The following is a 19,035-nucleotide window of genomic DNA, read 5'->3' as shown; positions in this document are numbered from 1 at the left end:
GTCAACGACCCATAGACTCGAATGAAGCTGCAGCATCGTGGGTCCAAAAGGGCCGGTGTAGCTCTCAGAGCATCTCGTTCGCAGCCCTAACAGTAATGACCACCTGATCGAAAGGAACATGCGATGAAGATGAAGGCAGTTGTGATGACCGGCGCGAACAAACCCTGGGAGGTTCATGAGGTTCCCATGCCCAAGGCAGAGCCAGGGCTGGTCCTGGTGAAAGTTCACGCCTCCGGCATGTGCTACACGGACGTGTGGGCAACTCAGGGGGCTGGCGGTGACATTTATCCTCAGACTCCGGGTCACGAAGTGGTTGGTGAAATCGTCGAAGTCGGTGCGGGTGTCCACACGCGCAAGGTTGGAGACCGAGTCGGTACCACCTGGGTACAGTCCTCGTGCGGTCGATGCCCTTACTGCCGCCAGAACCGCCCGTTGACCGGCCAGACTGCCATGAACTGCGTTGCGCCCAGAACGACCGGCTTCGCGTCGCAGGGCGGGCACGCAGAGTACATCGCAATTTCTGCGGAAGGCACCGTATTGTTGCCCGATGGGCTGTCCTACACGGACGCCGCGCCCATGATGTGCGCGGGCTATACCACCTGGAGCGGCCTGCGAGACGCGGAGCCGAAACCGGGTGACAGGGTCGCTGTGCTGGGGATCGGCGGGTTGGGCCACGTCGCCTTGCAGTTCTCAAAGGCATGCGGATTCGAGACCATCGCGATCACGCATTCTCCAGACAAGCACAAGCTTGCGACCGACTTGGGGGCCGACCATGTCGTCACCAATGCCGAGGAGCTATTGGCAGTCGGTGGTGCCGACGTGCTGCTGATCACCACCAACGACTTCGAAACCGCCGAAAAGGCGCTCGCGGGGGTCAATCCTGACGGTCGCATCGTCCTTTGCGGGCTCGACTTCAGCAAGCCGTTCTCGATTCCGTCCGATGGCAAGCCATTCCATATGATGCGCCAACGGGTGGTTGGCTCCACGCATGGGGGACAGCACTACCTCGCCGAAATTCTCGAATTGGCCGCGAAGGGTAAGGTCAAGCCTATAGTCGAAACCTTCTCTCTTGACCAAGTAACGGAGGCTTATGAACGCCTGTCCTCCGGGAAGATGCGATTCCGTGGTGCGTTCCTGCCTCACGGCGGAAATTGATTCCCAGAGCGGTTCCGGCGACCGCGCGGTCGCCGGCTTCGACTCCAACACATGCAGATGCCTGTTTGCGACTGACAAATATCGGCTTCCGCTTCCAGAGCGATGCATCGCATCTTGGGCGGGTGCGTGAATAGGTATAGCTTTTCTAGAAACCTCGGTACCTCAAAGCGAGCCCACTGATCCGTGTGGGGCGGTCTGCTAATGGCCGTTTTCAGTCGGTCGCCACAGGCAGAAAACGGCCATAAGCAGACATTTAGAGTCGGCCATGAGTCGGTTTCTGTCGTTCCTTACCTAGCATTTGAAACGGGGGAGCGTAGCTTCTCTCTTTCATTTCTCGAAGTGAACTTCAGAATGCACGTGAGTAACCACATGCAGTGCCTGAAGTAACGAGTTCACTCGCTGCTGGTGGAAACGCCTAGTCTTAAATCACGAAGATGATCGAAAAAACGATCTTCGATGTTGCCTTGGCCTGACGAATTCAATTTATGATAAAGTCGGAAAGTATGCAGTATGGTTTTGGCTGCAATCGTTTCGGTCTTCTTAATGAGTTCTACATCAATATCGATTTTGCCAGTATGAACAAGTGCAGATCGAGTGTCGTATATTTTTTTTATATCTTTATAAATGCCTACTCTCTCTTCGCGAGGGTAGCAGAGTAGCGCGATATACTCAGCGAGCGTAATTCTAATGGGTGTATGCTTGTCTCGGGAAAATATGGCTTCGATTGCGATAACATATGAGATAAACCCCAGTACTCTGTCGGTGCCGTTCAGCGCACGCGAAAAGAAATTAAGGGCGCTTTTGAGTCTTGCGAAAAGTTTGTCATTGTGGTTTGTGATCATGTTGGAGTAGACGCTAAATTCCTCATCCAAAGAATCATAAAAGCCGCTATCCGGACAGAGGTTAATCCTAGTGGATACGGTAAGTGGGGAGCGCTCTATTCCTCCTGTCACTTTATTTATGAGGAACACATGGTTTGTATCAATTTCATTGCTTGCCCATCCACCACCTTTACAGTCCGCCAAAACTCCATATACCTCAAGTAAGTTTGTAAAGTATTTCAGCTTCCATCTTCCATAGTGAAACGCTGCATCCTCCGCCCCATGCACCTCAAACATTATTAGCGGGCACTTATTAATTGATCCGCTCCCTTGGTACGTCTGGTGCTGATGATCAGTTCTAGAGACGCTCGTGAGCTTGAACTCAGCTTGAAGTATTTTTTCTAGGCTCTCGAATTCATGAGACTTTGTTTTTACCGTGAATGCTCCGAATTTGAGATCAAGATCCTTATCTTTGCCACGCGGGAAGTCACGTAGAGGATTGTTGAATATGTAAGGAAAAACCGCAACCCAGTCACGGCGATCGTTTGTGGATTCAACGTAGTCGCTGATGGCTGTGGCAGCTTCCTCGGGGTCATGTATTCCATAATTGACAATTACTGAATGTATGAGGCCCATAAAAAAATCATAATCTAGGTGTTTAGCCGCGTATGTTGTTTTTGTAAGGGCTTTGAGTAAGGGCTCATCAAATTCGAAAATTTCGAACGCCCCCTGGTAGTCCTCATTGCCCTCGTTCGCGAGTGAGTCGATGTACCTTGGAATCAAATGCTCTAGACGTTTGCTAACTGCCGCTATGTCAATTTTCTTATCTTTAGCCATTTTTAATCTTCTATGATTTTTCTAGTTGGCGGGAGGCTAATTTATAAATATTTTCGCTGTCTTCCTAACCTCCTGCGCTCCCGCGCCCGGCTCATACGCTCGGGGTAGTAGCTGTTTTTTCGGTCGTCGACGGGACCGGCCGGTGTCTCAGTGAAAAGGTCATCAGTGACAGGATCGACAGCCATGACGCTTTCAACGGGGCAGTCGGAAATTATCCCGATTCAAAGCCATCTTTGGCCTGATTGACATCCATTGCAAGGGGCCACTATGGGTCGTTAGCTGTACTTGGTCGAGAGTCCGCTTCTGGCCGGTTTCTGCCTGTTGCCACCTTCCGACTCGGATCGAGTGCTGCCCGTTGTCCCGCCTGCTGCGAGAAGATCACTGCTTATCATGGATGCGAAGCAAGGTTTTCAGATCGAATACAGGCGGGGGTCAACGGAGTGCTATCCCATGAGGTATTCCATTTGGTATTCCAATAAAAATACACAACTAATATTAACTATAATAATCAATAAGATAAATTACCGTTTCAGATTACCCCGGCACAACAAGGCCCGCCCAATGCGGGCCTCGTCACATCTACACTTCCTCATCCCGACAACACCTCCACCCAACGTCCTAGGAAATTTCCCGCAACCCGCGTCGACTTTCATGAACTGGTTCAAGATGCTTCCAAACGCTAGTCTTCGCGCTCCGTGCAACCCGGCAGATGGTTTACCAAAGGGATTCGCCGGGAGCCTGAAACCATGGAGCCTCGTCATGAAAAAAGACACCCGAAGCCTGCCTGATCAAACACCGCCTCACGAAACCGAAGCGAAAGAACCGGCTGTGCTTGCCCAGCCTCAGGAATACGTAAGAAAGCCGCGTCGCACCCTGCCGTTCAACGAGATTTTCTCCGTGCGCACCGATGTGGACACGGCCACTCTGCTGACCCATGCCTGTGAAACCCTGGCGGCGCTCAACATGATGACGGCGAACATCGCCGATGATTTCACAGGCTCTCAGCGCAGCCGGTTGCTGGCGATCCGGCAGCTGTCGATCATGACTGAAATGCTGGTCAATCGCGCCGTGGAGAACCTTGATCCAGTGAATCTAGTGCCCCGTACGACGGCACCTGTCGTTCACTGAAAAACGACCGCTCGTCGATGACGCAAGTCGTTCATCGACATGAACTTTTCTTCACCCCGGCGGCGGTGATGGCCGTGTACATTGGCCTCGCTCATTCAAGAAACTACGGTTCGCCCGCGCTCCTGCGGGCTTTTTTTCGCCTGCGATTTGCGTGGCAGGCGATAGACGCAGGTGTCTTGCTCACCGTGCCGTTCCGATTGCCGGGCCCCTGGGTGGATCCTGATCAACACAAACCCGACAGCCTCGGCCAGACGCCGGCTTCGCGCATTGGCAGAGGACGCCGTCAGGTAAAAGGTGAATTCAGGAAGGTTGTTGAGCAGGTGCGTGAGGGCGGCACGCATGTAGCCCTTGCCCGATTGCTCGGTGTTGGCCCAATACCCCACGACGTAGCGGTTGCGCGAGCGGGGTTTCAGCCCGATGCAACCGATCAGCGCTTGCCCGTCCTCGGTCACGATCAGCCATCGTCGCTCGCCGGTTTCGCTGTTGAATTCTTTTCGGGCCTTCAGCAGAAACTCGAGCGCCTGCTCCGCGTTGGTGTACTCACGCGGCCAAGGCAGAAATTCCGAATGATCGAGGTAACTGGCGTTCAGCGCCTGCTGAAACAACGAGTAAAACGCCGGATCCGCCGGTATCAGTCGCAGCGACTGCTCCCCCGCCTTGAATGCCCATTCCATCATGTCCTCCTTGAACGACGAATCTCATAACCGGATGTGAAGTGAATCAGGGAAATTTATAGTGCTCTGCGTTAGGCGATCCAGTTGTGTTTTCCGTCCGGCCGGACAATTCTGTCGATCATTCCCTGCTTCCGGAGCACCCGATGCCGCTGCTGACCCTGCCCTGTCAACGCTTGACGCTCGCGGTACTCGCCCCGGATCAAGCGCCTCTGGAAAGCGCGTTCTACCAGCGCAATCAACGCCACCTCGCGCCGTGGTCACCGATTCGCACCACCGACTATTTCTCCACCGAACAGATCCGCCGGCGCCTTGAAATACAGGCCAGTGCCTTCGAAGCCGGGCTGGCGGTGCATATGGCGTTGCTGACCCCGGATGGTGAGCAGATGATCGGCGCCTGCAATTTCAGCGGGATCATTCGCGGTGCGTTTCAGGCGTGTTATCTGGGCTATCACATCGACGAGGCGCATCAGGGCAAGGGTTTGATGCAGGAAGCGCTGGAGGCGGCCATCGCCTATATGTTCGAGACCCAGAACCTGCACCGGATCATGGCCAACTACATTCCCGGGAATGAACGCAGCGCCCGGTTGCTGGAACGCCTCGGGTTCGAGCGTGAAGGCTACGCCAAGGCGTACCTGAACATAGCCGGGCGCTGGCAGGATCATGTGCTGACGGCGCGGGTCAATCCGCGTTTCGAAACGTCGGAGCAACGCTGGTCGCGACCGCTGTCCTGACGTTCACAAATTATTAAGGAATGGCCGCGTAAGCTCGGGTTTCCGCTCACTTCCGGTTGCCTGAACCCATGTCGCGTGCCGCCTCTTCCCTGCTTCTGCTTGCCGCTCTGCTGTTCTTTTTCGCCCTCGGCAGCCATCAACTGCAAGGTTCCACCGAGGCCCGGGTTGCGGGCATTGCGATGGAGATGCACCTGGACAACGACTGGGTGACGCCGCGTCTGTTCGGCGAGCCCTTTCTGGAAAAACCGCCCCTGAGCCTGTGGCTGGACGCCGGCGCCTTGCGGGTTTTCGGTGTCTCGCCCTGGGCGGTGCGACTGGCGTCGGCGGTGGCCGGGTTGCTCAGCGTGATGCTGCTGTACGCGATGTTGCGCCGCTTCGAACGTCCGAAGGCCATCGCCTGGACGGCGGGGATTCTGCTGGCGACCATGGCCAGTTACTGGAGCAACGTGCGCGGGGTCGGCGAGGATGCTCTGCTTGCCCTCGGAGTGACCATGGCGTTGCTGGCGTTTTTCCAGGCGCAGCGAGCACCGACTCCAGGCAATTCGTTGGTGTTTGTAGCCGGGATCGCCATCGCCACGCTGAGCAAAGGCGTACTCGGGCTGGCGATGCCGGGCGTGGTGATTTTCGCTTTTCTGTTGGCCGACAACCTGATGGACAAGCGCTTCAAGCTGACGGACTGGCTGCGGCCGGGACTGCTGACGTTGGTCGGCCTAATCCCGCTGATGATCTGGCTCGCCGTGCTCTATCAGCGCGGTGGCGTCCAGGCCGTCAGCGAAGTGTTGCTGACAAACAGCGTCGGACGCTTCAGCGGATCGTTCGTCGAAGCCGGGCACTACGAGCCGTTTTACTACTACCTCGCCAAGCTGCCGCAGGCGTTCCTGCCCTGGAACATTCTGGTGTATCTGGGGTTGTGGCATTTTCGCAAGGAGCTGAAGGCCAATCGTTACCTGCTGTTTTTCAGCCTGTGGATAATCGCGCAATTCATCCTGCTGACCCTGGCTTCGAGCAAACGCACGGTGTACCTGATGTCGATGACACCGGCCGCGGCAGTGATCGCGGCGGAATATGCGGGCGTGCTGTTCGACAGGTTGAAGGATCACAGGAATGGTTTTGTCGGGCGCTTCGCCCGGCATCGTCAGACAGTGGCGGCGGGCATATTGGCGGTGGTCATCGCCAGCTACCTTGGCGCCGCGCAATGGGCACTGCCGAACGCCGATAAACACCTGTCGTTCCTGCCGCTGACCGAACACATCCAGTCCTTGCAGGCGAGCGGCAATCAGGTCGCACTGTTTCAAGCCAACGAACGGGTCGGCGGCGCCAGCGTGTTCTACACCCAAAGCGTCCTGAAGGGCCTGGACACCGATGCACAGCTACGGGAATTTCTCAGTGCATCGCCCTCGCACATCGCCGTGATGTCGGGAGACAGCGAACCCGCCGCCCCGCTGAAAGTCCACAAGACCATGATGGTCGGGCGCCAGGCGTATTACTTCGTGGACTACTGAAGCCACGACAGCACAAACGAAAAACCCGCCGGTGATGGCGGGTTTTCATTTCAGCGGCGAGGCCTCAGAGAGAAACCTCAGGCTGCGCAGCGAACACCCGTCGCTCACGCTTGCTCAACACCGGCAACTCCAGACGAGCCCGCCCGTAAAACGCCAGCGCCGTCAGCAAACACGCCAGCCACACGAAGATCCCGGCCCAGAACGTGTGGGACATGTAGTGCCAGCCCTGTAGGACCCGCGTAGTGCCGTAGACAAAACCGAGCAGCAGCGAGCCCCACAACAACGCGCTGGAGAAACGCCACTGATAACGACGCGCCACGAAATACAACGCCAGCATGGTGAAGCCACCGGAAGCATGACCGCCCGGCCAGCAACGCCCTTCACCCGCTTCGAGGAACAGCTGGAAATTGTTGTACCACTCGATGTGCGGCATCTTTCCGCCGTACAGCGTGGTCTCGATCGGGCAGTAGACGCTGGTGTGTGCCTTGAGGAAATGGATCACCCCGGTGCAGACCGCGAAAGCCACCACCACAAACAGAAAATCCCTACGGTGATCGGCGGCAAAGCGTAGCACCGGGGCGACTTTACTGCGCTCGAGAAACCCGCCCAGGCGCGGATGCTTCTGCGGTTTTACCAGTGGCCAGACAAACGACAGCATGGCGCCGATCAAGGCAATTTCAGCGGTCCAGTTCGGAATAATCCGCGCCCACTTGTGGGTCAGTTTTTCAAAGAAGTGAATCTTGTCGAGCGGGAACGTCTGGCTCAGTGGATCGAACAGCAGATTGCTGAACGCGATGTCGATACGGGTCATGTCGAACATCAGGAACACCAGCGCGGCACACAGCAGCGGGATACCGAAGTTGTAAGCATAAAAGCGTGATTTCATCGGGTGGTCACCGTGCGCCAGTCGGAGGCTTCAATGAAGCCGAGCATCTGTGGGGCCGCCGGGCTGGCGGCGGAAACAAACAGCGATGCGCCGTACCCGAGGGTCGAGGCCGGCACCTTGAGGTCTTTTTCCAGCTGCGCCATGCATTCGCTGTGGGTCACCAGAATCAGGTTGCGTCCCGGGACCTTGTGCGCGAGCGCGTCCTGCAGCATCCGGCCCTTGCAACTGATCAGCCAGTCTTCGCCGGTCGCCGCCTTGTTGAACATGTAGCCGGCGGTCTGCACCGTGCGCACCATCGGGCTGTTGTAGACGTCGGCCTTGTCCAGGCCCAACTGCTCGAACTGCGCGCCGACGCTCACCGCGACACTGCGCGAGCGATCGGTGATGCCATCGTGGCCACTCAGGCAAGCGGCTTTCGAGTGGTCGCAGCGCTCGACGTGGCGCACCAGCACGATGATTTCGCCTTTGTTCCAGCCCTCCTTCAGCGCCTGCGCTCCGGCCACATTGCCGTGGGCAAGGTCAGGCACCGCCGCCGGGGCCAGCAGCCAGAGTGTCAGCGGAATGACCAGCGCCGACGCCGCCAAGACCACCCAGGTGTTTCGAAAACGGGCCAGACCGCTCAGATCAATCGAGCGCTTGATGCCGAACAGACTCAGTCGCAATTCCACAAAAAGCCGCCATCACTTGTCATTCGATGCGGCGAGGTTAGAGAGCACGGCGTGGGCAGCCAGTGAAACCCATGTGAAAAAAGTCTTGTGAGAGCCTGTTACAAATTCCGTAGGACAAAATCCTTTCAGCTCTCGGATTTGCGGCCGATACAGTCCTGCTTACACCCTTGCTGGCGCAAAAAAACAACAATCTTCCAGCCTGACCGACGATCAAGACGCACAACGTTTTTCTGGAGGATTTTTGATGAATAGCTGGTTCGGCAACATCAGCGTGAACCTGAAACTGGGCCTCGGATTCGGCCTCGTCCTGGCCCTGACCTGCATCCTGGCACTCACTGGCTGGACCAGCCTGGGCGGCCTGATTGACCGCAGCAACTGGATGAGCGACATCACCCAGCTCAACGCTGGCCTGACCAAACTGCGCGTGGTGCGCCTGCAATACATGCTGACCAACGGCGACGAAACCGCCGCGCAGAACGTGCAGACCACCCTCGACGGGTTCGCCGCCCAACAGCAGAAGCTGATCAGCAGCTTCAAGAGTCCGGAAAACGTCAAACTGCTCAAGGAGCAGGCGGCGACCATCGCCGAGTACCAGACTTCGCTGAACAAGATGCGTAATGCCTATCGCACCGGCAACACAGCGCGCGACTCGATGGCCGCCAGTGCCGCGACGGCCTACGGCCTGATCGAAGCGCTGAGCAACCGCGTCCAGCAAATGCCGTTGAGCGATGAGCGTTTCGAGCAGTTCCAGGCCGTCACCGCCGCCAAGGAAGCGTTCATCCTGGCGCGCTACGAAGTGCGTGGCTACACCGCCACCGCCAACGCCGAGACCGAGCAGAAAGCCGTCGGCCAACTGGATGCGGCCATCGCCAGCCTCAAGCCACTGAACATGCATTTCGCCAGCACCCAACAGGACGCCCTGCGTCAGCTGGAAACCGCACTGACCAACTACCGCAGCGCCTTGCAGGCCTTCAAGAACGCCAACACCGATGCGGTGCAGGCGCGCAAGGAAATGACCGATCAGGGCAACCTGATCGTATCGCTGAGCGAGCAGCTGTATCAGATCCAGCTCGATCGCCGTGACGCCGAAAGCGCCCAGGCCCGCACCCTGCAACTGATCAGCACCCTGCTGGCCTTGCTGGTCGGCATCATCGCTGCCTTCATCATCACCCGTCAGATCACCCGTCCGTTGCAGGAAACCATGGCCGTGGTCGACCGCATCGCCAGCGGCGATTTGAGCCATAACGTGGTGGTCACCCGCCGCGACGAACTCGGCGTGCTGCAACAAGGCATCGCCCGCATGGGCGTGACCCTGCGCGACCTGATCAGCGGCATCCGCGACGGCGTGACCCAGATCGCCAGCGCCGCCGAAGAACTGTCGGCCGTGACCGAACAGACCAGCGCCGGCGTGAACAGCCAGAAGGTCGAGACCGATCAGGTGGCCACCGCCATGCACGAGATGACTGCCACCGTGCAGGAAGTCGCGCGCAACGCCGAAGAAGCGTCGCAAGCCGCAGCCGCCGCTGACGGCGAAGCCCGCGAAGGCGACAAAGTGGTGAACGAAGCCATCGCCCAGATCGAGCGTCTGGCCAGCGAAGTGGTGCGCTCCACCGAAGCCATGAGCGTGCTGCAACAGGAAAGCGACAAGATCGGCAGCGTCATGGACGTGATCAAGGCCGTGGCCGAACAGACCAACCTGCTGGCCCTCAACGCCGCCATCGAAGCCGCCCGTGCCGGTGAAGCCGGTCGCGGTTTTGCCGTGGTCGCCGACGAAGTCCGTGGCCTGGCCCAGCGCACGCAGAAATCCACCGAGGAAATCGAAGGCCTGGTGGCCGGTCTGCAGAACGGCACGCAGCAAGTGGCCGCCGTAATGAACAACAGCCGCGCCCTGACCGACAGCAGCGTCGCCCTGACCCGCAAGGCCGGCGACTCGCTGGAAAACATCACCCGCACGGTGTCAAACATCCAGTCGATGAACCAGCAGATCGCCGCTGCCGCCGAACAGCAAAGCGCCGTGGCCGAAGAAATCAGCCGCAGCATCATCAACGTCCGTGACGTGTCGGAGCAGACCGCGGCGGCGAGTGATGAGACGGCCAAGTCCAGCGTTGAACTGGCGCGGTTGGGTGGGCAGTTGCAGCAGATGGTGAGCCATTTCCGCGTGTAAACCCTGCACACGAAAGCCGATGTACAAAGAAGGGCAGCTGAACAGCTGCCCTTCTTTTTTGCCCGGAAATTGGCATCTTCAGGAATTGGATTAAGGGTTCTGAAACGTAATTACACGCGGTTGGCGATGGGTGTTTAAGGACATGCCGTGATACGTCCCGAAGCCCACAAAACCTTGCGCCGTTGCCTACGGCTACGCCAGAATCCGCCGGCTTGTGCGCCTTGGGCTGGCTGCGTAATTTGATTGCGTCACTGATTTCCAGTGATCGAACTTAGCGGTTCGGCATGCGTTCACGGTTGTACACGTCCGATCCAGTCAGGCATTCGCCTGCACTTGATGGTGGCTGTGCGCATGGCATCTTCGGATGCGCCGGGTTGTGATGCTTACCGGGCCGCTAACTTGCGCACAGCTGCCTCCCTTTTGCTCAGCGGCGAAATGGGCGCAGCCTCATCAGAGGTAAGCATCTATGTTCAAGGTAACGCCAAACCCACCACTCACCGAACCCACAACCCTCCCGGATCCGGCATCCCCCTACGAATGCCCCGGTTCGAAACGCTTCAACGAAGCCGCCGAACGCGCCCTCGATTATCACCTGGGTCCACTCAGCGCCCACATCATGGCCGCGCCCTACAAACCCAACACCCTCTACCAGGCTCACCCCGAAGCCGATACCGAATCCCTGCTGGTGGACGCCAGCGAATCCCTCGGCTCCGCCACCGTCATGCTCAACAATTATGTGGCGCTGGTCGAAGGCAGCCACCGTAAGACCCTGCAAGGCATCGCCCAGATCGTGATGATCGCCGAACTGGCCGTTAACCGTGCGCTGGACAAGGTCTTGCCGACGGACTGATGCGGGAGGTGGCGAGTGCGGTGTGCTCGCCGCTTCTTATTGATCGTTCAATGACAAAGCCCGCAGGACGCGGGCTTTGTCACAAAGGCTTAAGGCTTGTCTCGCTCAAATTCTCCAAGGGCTGATCACCTCAACCCCCAACGTCGCGCAAGCGTCAGCCATTTACTTTATTCGCGGATTCAAATTACCTTTCAGAGCGCTCATCCGCCCACGGCGGCCTCGATCAAGAGGATTCGGTCATGCAATCGCTCGGCTTCACCTCCGTCCCGCCGCTGCTCAAGTACCTGCGCCATGCCGAACATCTGGGCCTGGCCATCGAGCCTGCGTTGGCGGCGGCCGGGTTGCAGGCGCAGCAGTTGAGCGACAACAGCCTGCGCTTGCCGGGTGAAACCCATGAGCGGTTGCTCGATTACTTTTGCGAACACTCGGGCGATCCGCTGTTCGGCCTCAACGCGGCGAATTTCGTCCTGCCCAACTCGTGGAGCGTGCTGGGTTACATCACCATGAATTGCGCGACATTGGGCGATGCCATGAGCCGCATCATGCCGTTCGAAAAACTGGTGGGCGACATGGGCGTCAGCCGCGCCGAGGTACACGACAGCCACGTACACCTGATCTGGAGCTGTCGCTTTGAGCGCCCGCGGATTCGCCGGCATCTGGTGGAAAACGTGCTCGGCTCCTGGCTGCAATACGCGCGCTGGATCGCCGATACCCGACTGTCGCCGGCCGCGGTGTGGCTGGAACACTCACTCCCGGCGGGCACGACGCTGACGCAGTACGAACAGTTTTTTGAATGCCCGGTGCTGTTCGATCAGGCGTATTCCGCACTGATCGTGCCGCTACCGTATTTGCAGTTGCCGTTGCGCCAGGCCGATGCGCATTTGCTGCGCACCCTGGAAGAGCACGCGCAGAGTTTGATGGCGACACTGGAGGATGCGTCGCTGGAGCAGCGGGTCAAAAGCATCCTGCGCCAGTTGCTCAAGGAAGGCCTGCCGCGCAAGGAACAAGTCGCCGAACATCTCGCCGTGTCGGTGCGCACGCTGCAACGCCAGTTGCATCAGACCGGCACGTCGTATCAGCAGATTCTCGATGAACTGCGCCAGGAACTGGCCGAGCATTACCTGCTCAACAGCACCCTGCCGATTCAGGACATCGCCCAGTATCTGGGCTTCAGCGAATCACGCTCCTTTCACCGCGCCTTCAAGAGCCGACGCGGGATGCCGCCCGGTGAGTTTCGGCAGATTCACCGGGTGTCGAACGACGGCTAAAGACTGATCGCGTTGGTGAACACCAGACGATTACCGAACGGATCGGCGATGGTCATGTCCTGGCTGCCCCACGGCATGGCCTGAATCTGTGGATGCGAAAACGTGTATTCCTTGGCCAGCAACTGCTGCTGAAACGCCTCCAGTTCATCGGTCTCGATCCGCAGGGCCGAACCCGGTGTCGCATCGCCGTGGTGTTCGGACAGATGCAGCACACACTCGCCGCGCGACACTTGCAGGTACAACGGGAAACCGGGTTCGAAACGATGCTGCCAGTCGATCTTGAAGCCCAGGAAGTCGACGTAGAACTCCACGGCTTTGGCTTCATCGAAAATCCGCAGAATCGGGGTGGTTTTGCCGAAGCTCATGGGTTGCTCCCTGACTGATTGGCCCCAGAGTGTAGCCGGGGTGGATGTCAGCAATTCGGCTTGGTGATGGCTTTCTTTAATTGCAATGTGCCATCACCGTGACGCAGTCAGCAAAATTCAACGAAAGCCGTCGCGCAGATCGCCCTGGCGCGCCAGGAACCGCCCTGCTGTCTGCCCGTTGGCCTGGCCGTCGCGATAACTCAACACACCATTGATCCACACCCCGTCGATGCCTTGCGCGGCACGTTGCGGGTCGTTGAAATCCGCCACGTCACGCACGGTTGCCGGGTCGAACAACACCAGATCCGCCCAGTGGCCTTCACGAATCTCGCCCCTTTCCTTCAGACCGAATCGCGACGCCGACAGACCGGTCATCTTGTGCACGGCGGTGTGCAGCGGAAACAGCCCGACATCACGACTGAAATGTCCGAGCACCCGTGGGAAAGCCCCCCACAGACGTGGGTGCGGGAATGGGTCTTCCGGCAGGCCATCGGAGCCAACCATCGACAGCGGATGGGCGAGGATCCGGCGCACGTCGTTCTCGTCCATGCCGTAATACACCGCGCCCGCCGGTTGCAGGCGTTTGGCGGCGTCGAGCAATGACAGGTTCCATTCGGCGGCGATGTCCATCAGGTCGCGACCGCCCATATCCGGATGCGGCGTCGACCAGGTGATGGTGATGCGGTGGGCGTCGGTGACCTGCTTCAGATCCAGCGTCGAAGAACTCGCCGCATACGGGTAGCAATCGCAGCCGACCGGGTGAGTTTTCGCCGCGGCTTCCAGCGAGGCGAGCAACTGCGGACTGCGACCCCAGTTACCGGCGCCGGCACATTTGAGGTGGGAAATGATCACCGGCGACTGAGCGTGGCGGCCGATGCGGAAGGCCTCGTCCATCGCCTCCAGCACCGGTTCGAATTCACTGCGCAGGTGGGTGGTGTACACCGCGCCGAACGCATTCAATTCTTCGGTCAATTGCATGACTTCATCGGTGGATGCCGAGAACGCACTCGCATACGCCAGCCCTGTGGATAACCCAAGGGCGCCCGCCTCCAGGCTTTCACGCAACTGCTCGCGCATGGCGCTGATTTCATCGTCAGTGGCGGTTCGAAACAGATCATCAAGATGATTGCTGCGCAGCGCCGTATGCCCGACCAGCGCCGCCACGTTCAACGTGGGATTGGCCGCTTCCACCGCTGCGCGGTAGTCGCTGAAACGCGGATAGACGAACGCTGCCGCCGAGCCGAGCAGGTTCATCGGATCCGGCGGATCGCCGCGCAAACTGACCGGCGCCGCACTGATCCCGCAGTTACCGACAATCACCGTGGTCACGCCCTGGCTGAGCTTGGGCAGCATCTGCGGCTGACGGATCACCACGGTGTCGTCGTGGGTGTGCACGTCGATGAAACCCGGCGCCAGCACACGGCCGGCGGCGTCGATTTCATCCGTGGCGCGGGCATCGCCCAAGTCGCCGATCTGCGCGATGCGGCCGTCGAGGATCGCCACGTCGGCCGCGTAACCGGGGTTGTTGCTGCCGTCGATGACCAGCGCGTTGCGAATCAGGGTGTCGTACAGCATGTCAGTCTCCCAGCGGCAGGTGATCATCGCCGCCACGGTATTCGTCGAGGGCGAGTTTGATCCGCCGCAGACGTTCTTGATTGTCTTCAGGATTGGCCAGCGCAAGCTCGGTGGCCAGCACGTCGATGGCCAGCAGCATGCCGTAGCGCGCCGCCGTCGGTTTGTAGATGAACGAGGTCTCGGCGCCTTGCAGCGGCAGGACGATGTCGGCCAGTTCCGCCAGCGGCGAGTCGGCGCGGGTGATGGCGAGAATCCGTGCGCCGTAGTTGCGCGCCAGCGCTACGGTCTCCAGCAACTCCGGGGTGATGCCGGTCAGCGAACAGACGATCACCACCTGCTCGGCGCTGAGGCTGGCGGCGGTGACGCGCATCATCACCGCGTCGTGGCACACCGCAATCGGGTAGCCGAGGCGCACCAGCCGCACTTGCAACTCATCGCTGCACAGGGTCGAGCAACCGCCGATGCCGAAGGCGTGGATCATCCGCGCCTGGCCCAGCAGTTTCACCGTATCGGCGAAGCGCGATTCATCGAACGCCGCCAGATGCTGGCGAAGCGTGGTTTCAATATCGCCGACGATCTGCCCGTAAAACGCCGACTGTTCGGGCGTGCCCGCCGGGTCGAGGAAACGGCTGCCGACGCCGCTGGCCTGGGCCAGTTGCAGGCGCAGGTCGCGCAGGTCGCGGCAACCGACGGTGCGGGCGAAGCGCGACAGCGTAGCGGTGCTGACTTCGGCCCGCTGCGCCAAGTCTTCGAGGCTGGCGGAGGCGGCAAATCCTACGTCGTCGAGCATCAGACGGGCGATGCGTCCTTCACCGGCGCTGAAGGAATCCTGACGGGCGCGGATCTGATAAAGGATGTCCATGGCGGATAACTCCGACTACAGCAGGTAAGAAAGACCGACGGTCAGGGCGAAAGCGACAATCGAGATCAGGGTTTCCAGCACCGTCCAGGTCTTGAACGTCTGGGCCACGGTCATGTTGAAGTATTCCTTGATCAACCAGAAGCCGCCGTCGTTGACGTGGGAAAAGATAACCGAGCCCGCGCCGGTCGCCAGCACCAGCAGTTCCGGGTGTGGATAACCCAGACCGATGGCCACGGGCGCGACCACGCCGGAAGCCGTGGTCATCGCGACCGTGGCCGAACCGGTGGCGATGCGCATCAACGCGGCGAACAGCCAGCCCATGATCAGCGGCGACAGGTGAAATTCGTGAGCGAGGCCGACGATCTGATCGGTGACGCCGGCGTCCACCAGAATCCGGTTCAGCCCGCCACCGGCGCCCACTAGCAAGGTAATGCTGGCGGTCGGTGCCAGGCATTCGTTGGTGAATTTGAGGATCGACTCCCGGTTGAAACCCTGCGCAATGCCGAACGTCCAGAAGCTCAACAGCGTCGCCAGCAACAACGCGATCACCGAGTTGCCGATGAACAACAGGAACTGGTTGAAAGCGCTGCCCGGCGTGGCAATCAGGTTGGCCCAGCCGCCGATCAACATCAGCACCACCGGCAACAGAATGGTCGCCATGGTGATACCAAAACCTGGCAGGCTGTCGCGGGGTTCGCGTTCGAGGAATTGTTTTTCCAGCGGGTTATCCGCCGGCAACTGAATGCGCGGCACGATGAATTTGGCGTACAGGGGGCCGGCAATGATCGCCGTCGGAATGCCGATGGCAATCGCGTACAGCAAGGTCTGCCCGACCGACGCCTGATAGGCCTGCACCGCCAGCATCGCCGCCGGGTGCGGCGGCACCAGCGCATGCACCACCGACAGCCCCGCGACCATCGGCAAACCGACCATCAGAATCGACACGCCAACCCGCCGCGCCACGGTAAAGGCAATCGGCACCAGCAACACGAAACCGACTTCGAAAAACAGCGGCAGCCCCACCAGAAACGCAATGCACACCATCGCCCAGTGCGCGTTCTTCTCGCCGAAGCGCTCGATCAACGTGCGCGCCATCTGCTCGGCCCCGCCGGACTCGGCCATCATCTTGCCGAGCATCGTCCCCAGCGCCACCACCAGCGCAATGTGCCCCAGCGTCTTGCCCACCCCGGCCTCATACGCCCCCACCACCCCGGACGGCGGCATCCCCGCCACCAGCGCCAGGCCGATGGAAATCAGGGTGATAACAATGAACGGATTGAGCCGGTAACGGGCGATCAGAACGATCAGGGCGATGATGGCAACGGCAGCGTACACCAGCAGCCAATAGCCGAAGGACGGTGTCATGCGGTACTCCTCGAAAGGGTCACGTTCGAATGGGTTGTGAAACTCATAAATCATTTCGAGATCGAGTTTTCAAACCAGGTGAAAGTAATTTTCGTGGAGGGATAAGGGTTGTCGTTTTTGGATATGTCTTGTCGCGAATAATGAAAATCGAGGGGTGGGATTTTCATGACCCGGCTGAAGGTTTCGCCCAGACCACAAGGTTTTCAACATCAGTCCAGGCGCTATACTCGGCAGACGCTTTCTATCGAGTTCCTGCCATGACTGCTTCGCGCCGCCGCCCCAAAAAGCTCACTGCCGAAGCGTTGATACGCGCGATTGCCAGCTCGACAGCCATCGAAACGGGTCAGAGCGTTGAATCGATTGAACGCAAGCTGAAGCTCAAGGACAGCAAGTTTCTGCATCTTTCTCTGGCCAAATGAGATCGTCACTCAAGTCCACAATGCCTGCCGAACCCAATACTCCATGGGTTCGTAATTGCAATTCAGCCCTTGGTTGATTGCCGCAAAATAAGCCTCTTTGTTTCGCTCCCAACTGCTGTAGTCGAGCGGTACATACCCCGCCTGCACCGCCATGACATCCGCCAACAATCGCGACAGACGCCCATTACCCTCGCGAAATGGATGAATCAGGATGAACTCCACGTGCGTGACAGCGATGGCGTGGATCAGGTTTTCATCCAGATCAGGCTTGCAAGGTGTGTACTTGCCAAGACAGTCCCTCTCGAAACCATCAAGCAGTCGGGGAATCTGCGGTGCTGCGGCAAAGAAAAAGCCATCCTTGCCCATATTCACCGCACGCACATCGCCGGCCCATGAATAGAGATTGCCCAACCAGTGTCGGTGCCACTCTTTCAGGTCCTGAACGGTTAATGGCCGATTTGGCAAATGCTCGATGAGCACGAACTGGTACAACTTTTCCAACAGGATGAGCTCTGCGTCATCCATGTCTTCAGGATCGGTTATCCCTAATTTATTGCTCAGTACCTGTTCGTCGGAGCCTGGTTCATAAGAACTTTGCGAGCCCTCGGCATCATAACGATCAACCATCCTTGCCCCTCCTGATGCCACTGAACATTGAAAAGCGCCGGGTGTTGCCCCGACACCAAGACAAATCCAAAAACACAAACGGCTGCCCAAAGGCAGCCGTTCACAGGTTAGTCGCAAAGCCCTCTCGGGTTTAATCAACCCTCACACCATTTCGTTACGAATCCATTCAACCACCGACGTGCGCTTCGGCGCCCAGCCGAGCAGTTCGCGGGCGTGTTTGCCGCGTACGCGGCTGTTGGAGCCGAGGCCGTAGTTGGCCATTTCGTAGCCCCACTCGGCTTCGGCATCTTTCAGTGGCCAGTCTTGTGGCTGGCCCAGATTCAGGGCTTCGGCCATGGCGGTGGTCATGTCGATGAACGACGCCTCGCCGCTTTCGACGAAGTAGAAGGTGCCCGGGACGTTTTTGGTCAGGGCCAGCAGGTACAGCGCCACGACATCTTCGATGTGCACGTTGGACCAGATGTTCTGGCCGGTGCCGACGTGACGCACCACGCCGCTTTTACGTGCCTGTTTCAGCAGGCGCGGCAGTTGCACGCTGTCGCGATTGACGCCCAGGCTGTGGCCGTAGATCAGGGTGTTGCAGATGACGGCCGAGTTCACGCCGTCCTGCGCTGCGGCGAGGACCAGATTGTCGATGGCCACGCGTGCGGCCTTGTCGACGGTCGGCTCCGGCAGGTTGTCTTCGAAGTAGATAACGTCGCTGGATTTGCCGCCGGACGCATCGCCGACGATGCTCGAACCGCTGGTGTGCAGGAACACTTTGTTGGAGCCGCGCAGGGCATCGAGCAGGGCTTCGACCGCACCGCGATGGTCGCTGCTGGCGGCGTTGATCACGGCGTCGGCGGCGCGGGCCTGTTCGGCCAGCAGTGTCTTGTCGTCGAGGGTGCCGATTACCGGGGTGATGCCCAGCGCTTTCAGCTCATTGGCCTGTTCGGCGCTGCGCACCAGACCGGTGACGGTGTGGCCGGCCTGGACCAGACCGGTGGCGATGGAGCCGCCGATAAAACCGGCAGCGCCGGTGACGAATACGTTCATGGAGAAACTCCCTGCGTGAGTAAGTGATGGAGCGAGTATCGACCGGCGAGTCCTGTGGAAAAACCCGCCCACAACCAAATCACTGTTGCGCAGGGATCACGAA

The 19,035-nt window shown here is 59.0% G+C and carries 18 protein-coding genes and 1 pseudogene; 9 read left to right on the top strand and 10 right to left on the bottom strand.

The window, feature by feature from the left end; all coding sequences use genetic code 11:
* Window positions 1-123 precede the first annotated feature (123 nt).
* Window positions 124-1,155: an alcohol dehydrogenase catalytic domain-containing protein gene (locus PDR5_RS03755; RefSeq protein WP_082934353.1), complete on the top strand. Its 1,032-nt coding sequence runs from the start codon at window positions 124-126 to the stop codon at window positions 1,153-1,155.
* Between the two features lie 392 nt (window positions 1,156-1,547).
* On the opposite strand, the gene PDR5_RS03750 is transcribed toward PDR5_RS03755, so the two are convergent.
* Window positions 1,548-2,813: a HEPN domain-containing protein gene (locus PDR5_RS03750; RefSeq protein WP_064593323.1), complete on the bottom strand. Its 1,266-nt coding sequence runs from the start codon at window positions 2,811-2,813 to the stop codon at window positions 1,548-1,550.
* A gap of 759 nt (window positions 2,814-3,572) precedes the next feature.
* On the opposite strand from PDR5_RS03750, the gene PDR5_RS03745 reads away from it, so the two are divergent.
* Window positions 3,573-3,941: a DUF6124 family protein gene (locus tag PDR5_RS03745; protein ID WP_064593322.1), complete on the top strand. Its 369-nt coding sequence runs from the start codon at window positions 3,573-3,575 to the stop codon at window positions 3,939-3,941.
* Window positions 3,942-4,036: 95 nt separating this feature from the next.
* Here the strand turns inward: PDR5_RS03745 and PDR5_RS03740 are convergent, their stop codons facing one another.
* Complete coding sequence (locus tag PDR5_RS03740; protein ID WP_064593321.1) at window positions 4,037-4,615, bottom strand: GNAT family N-acetyltransferase; 579 nt, start codon at window positions 4,613-4,615, stop codon at window positions 4,037-4,039.
* 143 nt (window positions 4,616-4,758) lie between these two features.
* On the opposite strand from PDR5_RS03740, the gene rimJ reads away from it, so the two are divergent.
* Complete coding sequence (gene rimJ / locus PDR5_RS03735; protein ID WP_064593320.1) at window positions 4,759-5,346, top strand: ribosomal protein S5-alanine N-acetyltransferase; 588 nt, start codon at window positions 4,759-4,761, stop codon at window positions 5,344-5,346.
* 68 nt (window positions 5,347-5,414) lie between these two features.
* Complete coding sequence (locus PDR5_RS03730; RefSeq protein WP_064593319.1) at window positions 5,415-6,848, top strand: ArnT family glycosyltransferase; 1,434 nt, start codon at window positions 5,415-5,417, stop codon at window positions 6,846-6,848.
* A 64-nt stretch (window positions 6,849-6,912) separates the two neighbouring features.
* Here the strand turns inward: PDR5_RS03730 and PDR5_RS03725 are convergent, their stop codons facing one another.
* Together PDR5_RS03725 and PDR5_RS03720 are read right to left on the bottom strand one after the other, a co-directional pair.
* Entirely contained in the window at window positions 6,913-7,734 is an 822-nt protein-coding gene (locus PDR5_RS03725; protein ID WP_064593318.1) for a phosphatase PAP2 family protein, read from the bottom strand.
* Entirely contained in the window at window positions 7,731-8,402 is a 672-nt protein-coding gene (locus PDR5_RS03720) for a hypothetical protein (protein WP_064593317.1), read from the bottom strand. Before PDR5_RS03720 ends, PDR5_RS03725 begins: the two co-directional genes overlap by 4 nt.
* Window positions 8,403-8,646: 244 nt before the next feature.
* Here PDR5_RS03720 and PDR5_RS30420 point away from each other — a divergent pair.
* The 4 genes and pseudogenes from PDR5_RS30420 to gliR all read left to right on the top strand — a co-directional run.
* Window positions 8,647-9,708, top strand: a pseudogene (locus tag PDR5_RS30420) (methyl-accepting chemotaxis protein); the annotation flags it as partial.
* Complete coding sequence (locus PDR5_RS30415) at window positions 9,703-10,566, top strand: methyl-accepting chemotaxis protein (RefSeq protein WP_371857340.1); 864 nt, start codon at window positions 9,703-9,705, stop codon at window positions 10,564-10,566. The pseudogene PDR5_RS30420 and the gene PDR5_RS30415, both read left to right, overlap by 6 nt.
* Window positions 10,567-11,032: 466 nt before the next feature.
* A complete protein-coding gene (locus PDR5_RS03710) occupies window positions 11,033-11,416 on the top strand; it encodes a DUF6124 family protein (protein ID WP_064593315.1) in 384 nt (127 codons plus the stop codon).
* A gap of 239 nt (window positions 11,417-11,655) precedes the next feature.
* Entirely contained in the window at window positions 11,656-12,684 is a 1,029-nt protein-coding gene (gliR, locus tag PDR5_RS03705; protein ID WP_064593314.1) for an AraC family transcriptional regulator GliR, read from the top strand.
* On the opposite strand, the gene PDR5_RS03700 is transcribed toward gliR, so the two are convergent.
* The 4 genes from PDR5_RS03700 to PDR5_RS03685 all read right to left on the bottom strand — a co-directional run bounded on the left by PDR5_RS03700 (window position 12,681) and on the right by PDR5_RS03685 (window position 16,851).
* A complete protein-coding gene (locus tag PDR5_RS03700) occupies window positions 12,681-13,049 on the bottom strand; it encodes a glyoxalase superfamily protein (RefSeq protein WP_064593313.1) in 369 nt (122 codons plus the stop codon). The two genes, gliR and PDR5_RS03700, sit on opposite strands and share 4 nt — an antisense overlap.
* A 117-nt stretch (window positions 13,050-13,166) precedes the next feature.
* A complete protein-coding gene (locus tag PDR5_RS03695; protein WP_064593312.1) occupies window positions 13,167-14,624 on the bottom strand; it encodes a D-aminoacylase in 1,458 nt (485 codons plus the stop codon).
* Between the two features lies 1 nt (window position 14,625).
* Window positions 14,626-15,486: a MurR/RpiR family transcriptional regulator gene (locus tag PDR5_RS03690; RefSeq protein ID WP_064593311.1), complete on the bottom strand. Its 861-nt coding sequence runs from the start codon at window positions 15,484-15,486 to the stop codon at window positions 14,626-14,628.
* A 15-nt stretch (window positions 15,487-15,501) separates the two neighbouring features.
* Complete coding sequence (locus PDR5_RS03685; protein WP_064600663.1) at window positions 15,502-16,851, bottom strand: GntP family permease; 1,350 nt, start codon at window positions 16,849-16,851, stop codon at window positions 15,502-15,504.
* Between the two features lie 140 nt (window positions 16,852-16,991).
* Here PDR5_RS03685 and PDR5_RS29610 point away from each other — a divergent pair, with 140 nt between their 5' ends.
* Window positions 16,992-17,270, top strand: coding sequence for a hypothetical protein (locus tag PDR5_RS29610; protein WP_156669308.1), 279 nt, complete (start codon window positions 16,992-16,994; stop codon window positions 17,268-17,270).
* Window positions 17,271-17,279: 9 nt separating this feature from the next.
* On the opposite strand, the gene PDR5_RS03680 is transcribed toward PDR5_RS29610, so the two are convergent.
* On the bottom strand, window positions 17,280-17,897 hold the full coding sequence (locus tag PDR5_RS03680; RefSeq protein WP_064593310.1) for a Fic/DOC family protein: 618 nt from the start codon (window positions 17,895-17,897) through the stop codon (window positions 17,280-17,282).
* A 141-nt stretch (window positions 17,898-18,038) separates the two neighbouring features.
* On the bottom strand, window positions 18,039-18,932 hold the full coding sequence (locus PDR5_RS03675; RefSeq protein ID WP_064593309.1) for an NAD-dependent epimerase/dehydratase family protein: 894 nt from the start codon (window positions 18,930-18,932) through the stop codon (window positions 18,039-18,041).
* Window positions 18,933-19,035 lie beyond the last annotated feature (103 nt).

The organism is Pseudomonas sp. DR 5-09, from assembly GCF_001655595.1.
In the GTDB taxonomy this organism is placed as follows: domain Bacteria; phylum Pseudomonadota; class Gammaproteobacteria; order Pseudomonadales; family Pseudomonadaceae; genus Aquipseudomonas; species Aquipseudomonas pharyngis.
The sequence above is the reverse complement of the archived record's forward strand: the minus strand, read 5'-3'. Positions and strand labels throughout refer to the sequence as shown.

Bases quoted from the DNA above. Each gene is read 5' to 3' on its own strand.
- PDR5_RS03755 (WP_082934353.1), top strand. From the start codon at position 124: ATGAAGATGAAGGCAGTTGTGATGACCGGCGCGAACAAACCCTGGGAG.
- PDR5_RS03750 (WP_064593323.1), bottom strand. From the start codon at position 2,813: ATGGCTAAAGATAAGAAAATTGACATAGCGGCAGTTAGCAAACGTCTA.
- PDR5_RS03745 (WP_064593322.1), top strand. From the start codon at position 3,573: ATGAAAAAAGACACCCGAAGCCTGCCTGATCAAACACCGCCTCACGAA.
- PDR5_RS03740 (WP_064593321.1), bottom strand. From the start codon at position 4,615: ATGGAATGGGCATTCAAGGCGGGGGAGCAGTCGCTGCGACTGATACCG.
- rimJ (WP_064593320.1), top strand. From the start codon at position 4,759: ATGCCGCTGCTGACCCTGCCCTGTCAACGCTTGACGCTCGCGGTACTC.
- PDR5_RS03730 (WP_064593319.1), top strand. From the start codon at position 5,415: ATGTCGCGTGCCGCCTCTTCCCTGCTTCTGCTTGCCGCTCTGCTGTTC.
- PDR5_RS03725 (WP_064593318.1), bottom strand. From the start codon at position 7,734: ATGAAATCACGCTTTTATGCTTACAACTTCGGTATCCCGCTGCTGTGT.
- PDR5_RS30415 (WP_371857340.1), top strand. From the start codon at position 9,703: ATGGGCGTGACCCTGCGCGACCTGATCAGCGGCATCCGCGACGGCGTG.
- PDR5_RS03710 (WP_064593315.1), top strand. From the start codon at position 11,033: ATGTTCAAGGTAACGCCAAACCCACCACTCACCGAACCCACAACCCTC.
- gliR (WP_064593314.1), top strand. From the start codon at position 11,656: ATGCAATCGCTCGGCTTCACCTCCGTCCCGCCGCTGCTCAAGTACCTG.
- PDR5_RS03700 (WP_064593313.1), bottom strand. From the start codon at position 13,049: ATGAGCTTCGGCAAAACCACCCCGATTCTGCGGATTTTCGATGAAGCC.
- PDR5_RS03695 (WP_064593312.1), bottom strand. From the start codon at position 14,624: ATGCTGTACGACACCCTGATTCGCAACGCGCTGGTCATCGACGGCAGC.
- PDR5_RS03690 (WP_064593311.1), bottom strand. From the start codon at position 15,486: ATGGACATCCTTTATCAGATCCGCGCCCGTCAGGATTCCTTCAGCGCC.
- PDR5_RS03685 (WP_064600663.1), bottom strand. From the start codon at position 16,851: ATGACACCGTCCTTCGGCTATTGGCTGCTGGTGTACGCTGCCGTTGCC.
- PDR5_RS29610 (WP_156669308.1), top strand. From the start codon at position 16,992: ATGAAAATCGAGGGGTGGGATTTTCATGACCCGGCTGAAGGTTTCGCC.
- PDR5_RS03680 (WP_064593310.1), bottom strand. From the start codon at position 17,897: ATGGTTGATCGTTATGATGCCGAGGGCTCGCAAAGTTCTTATGAACCA.
- PDR5_RS03675 (WP_064593309.1), bottom strand. From the start codon at position 18,932: ATGAACGTATTCGTCACCGGCGCTGCCGGTTTTATCGGCGGCTCCATC.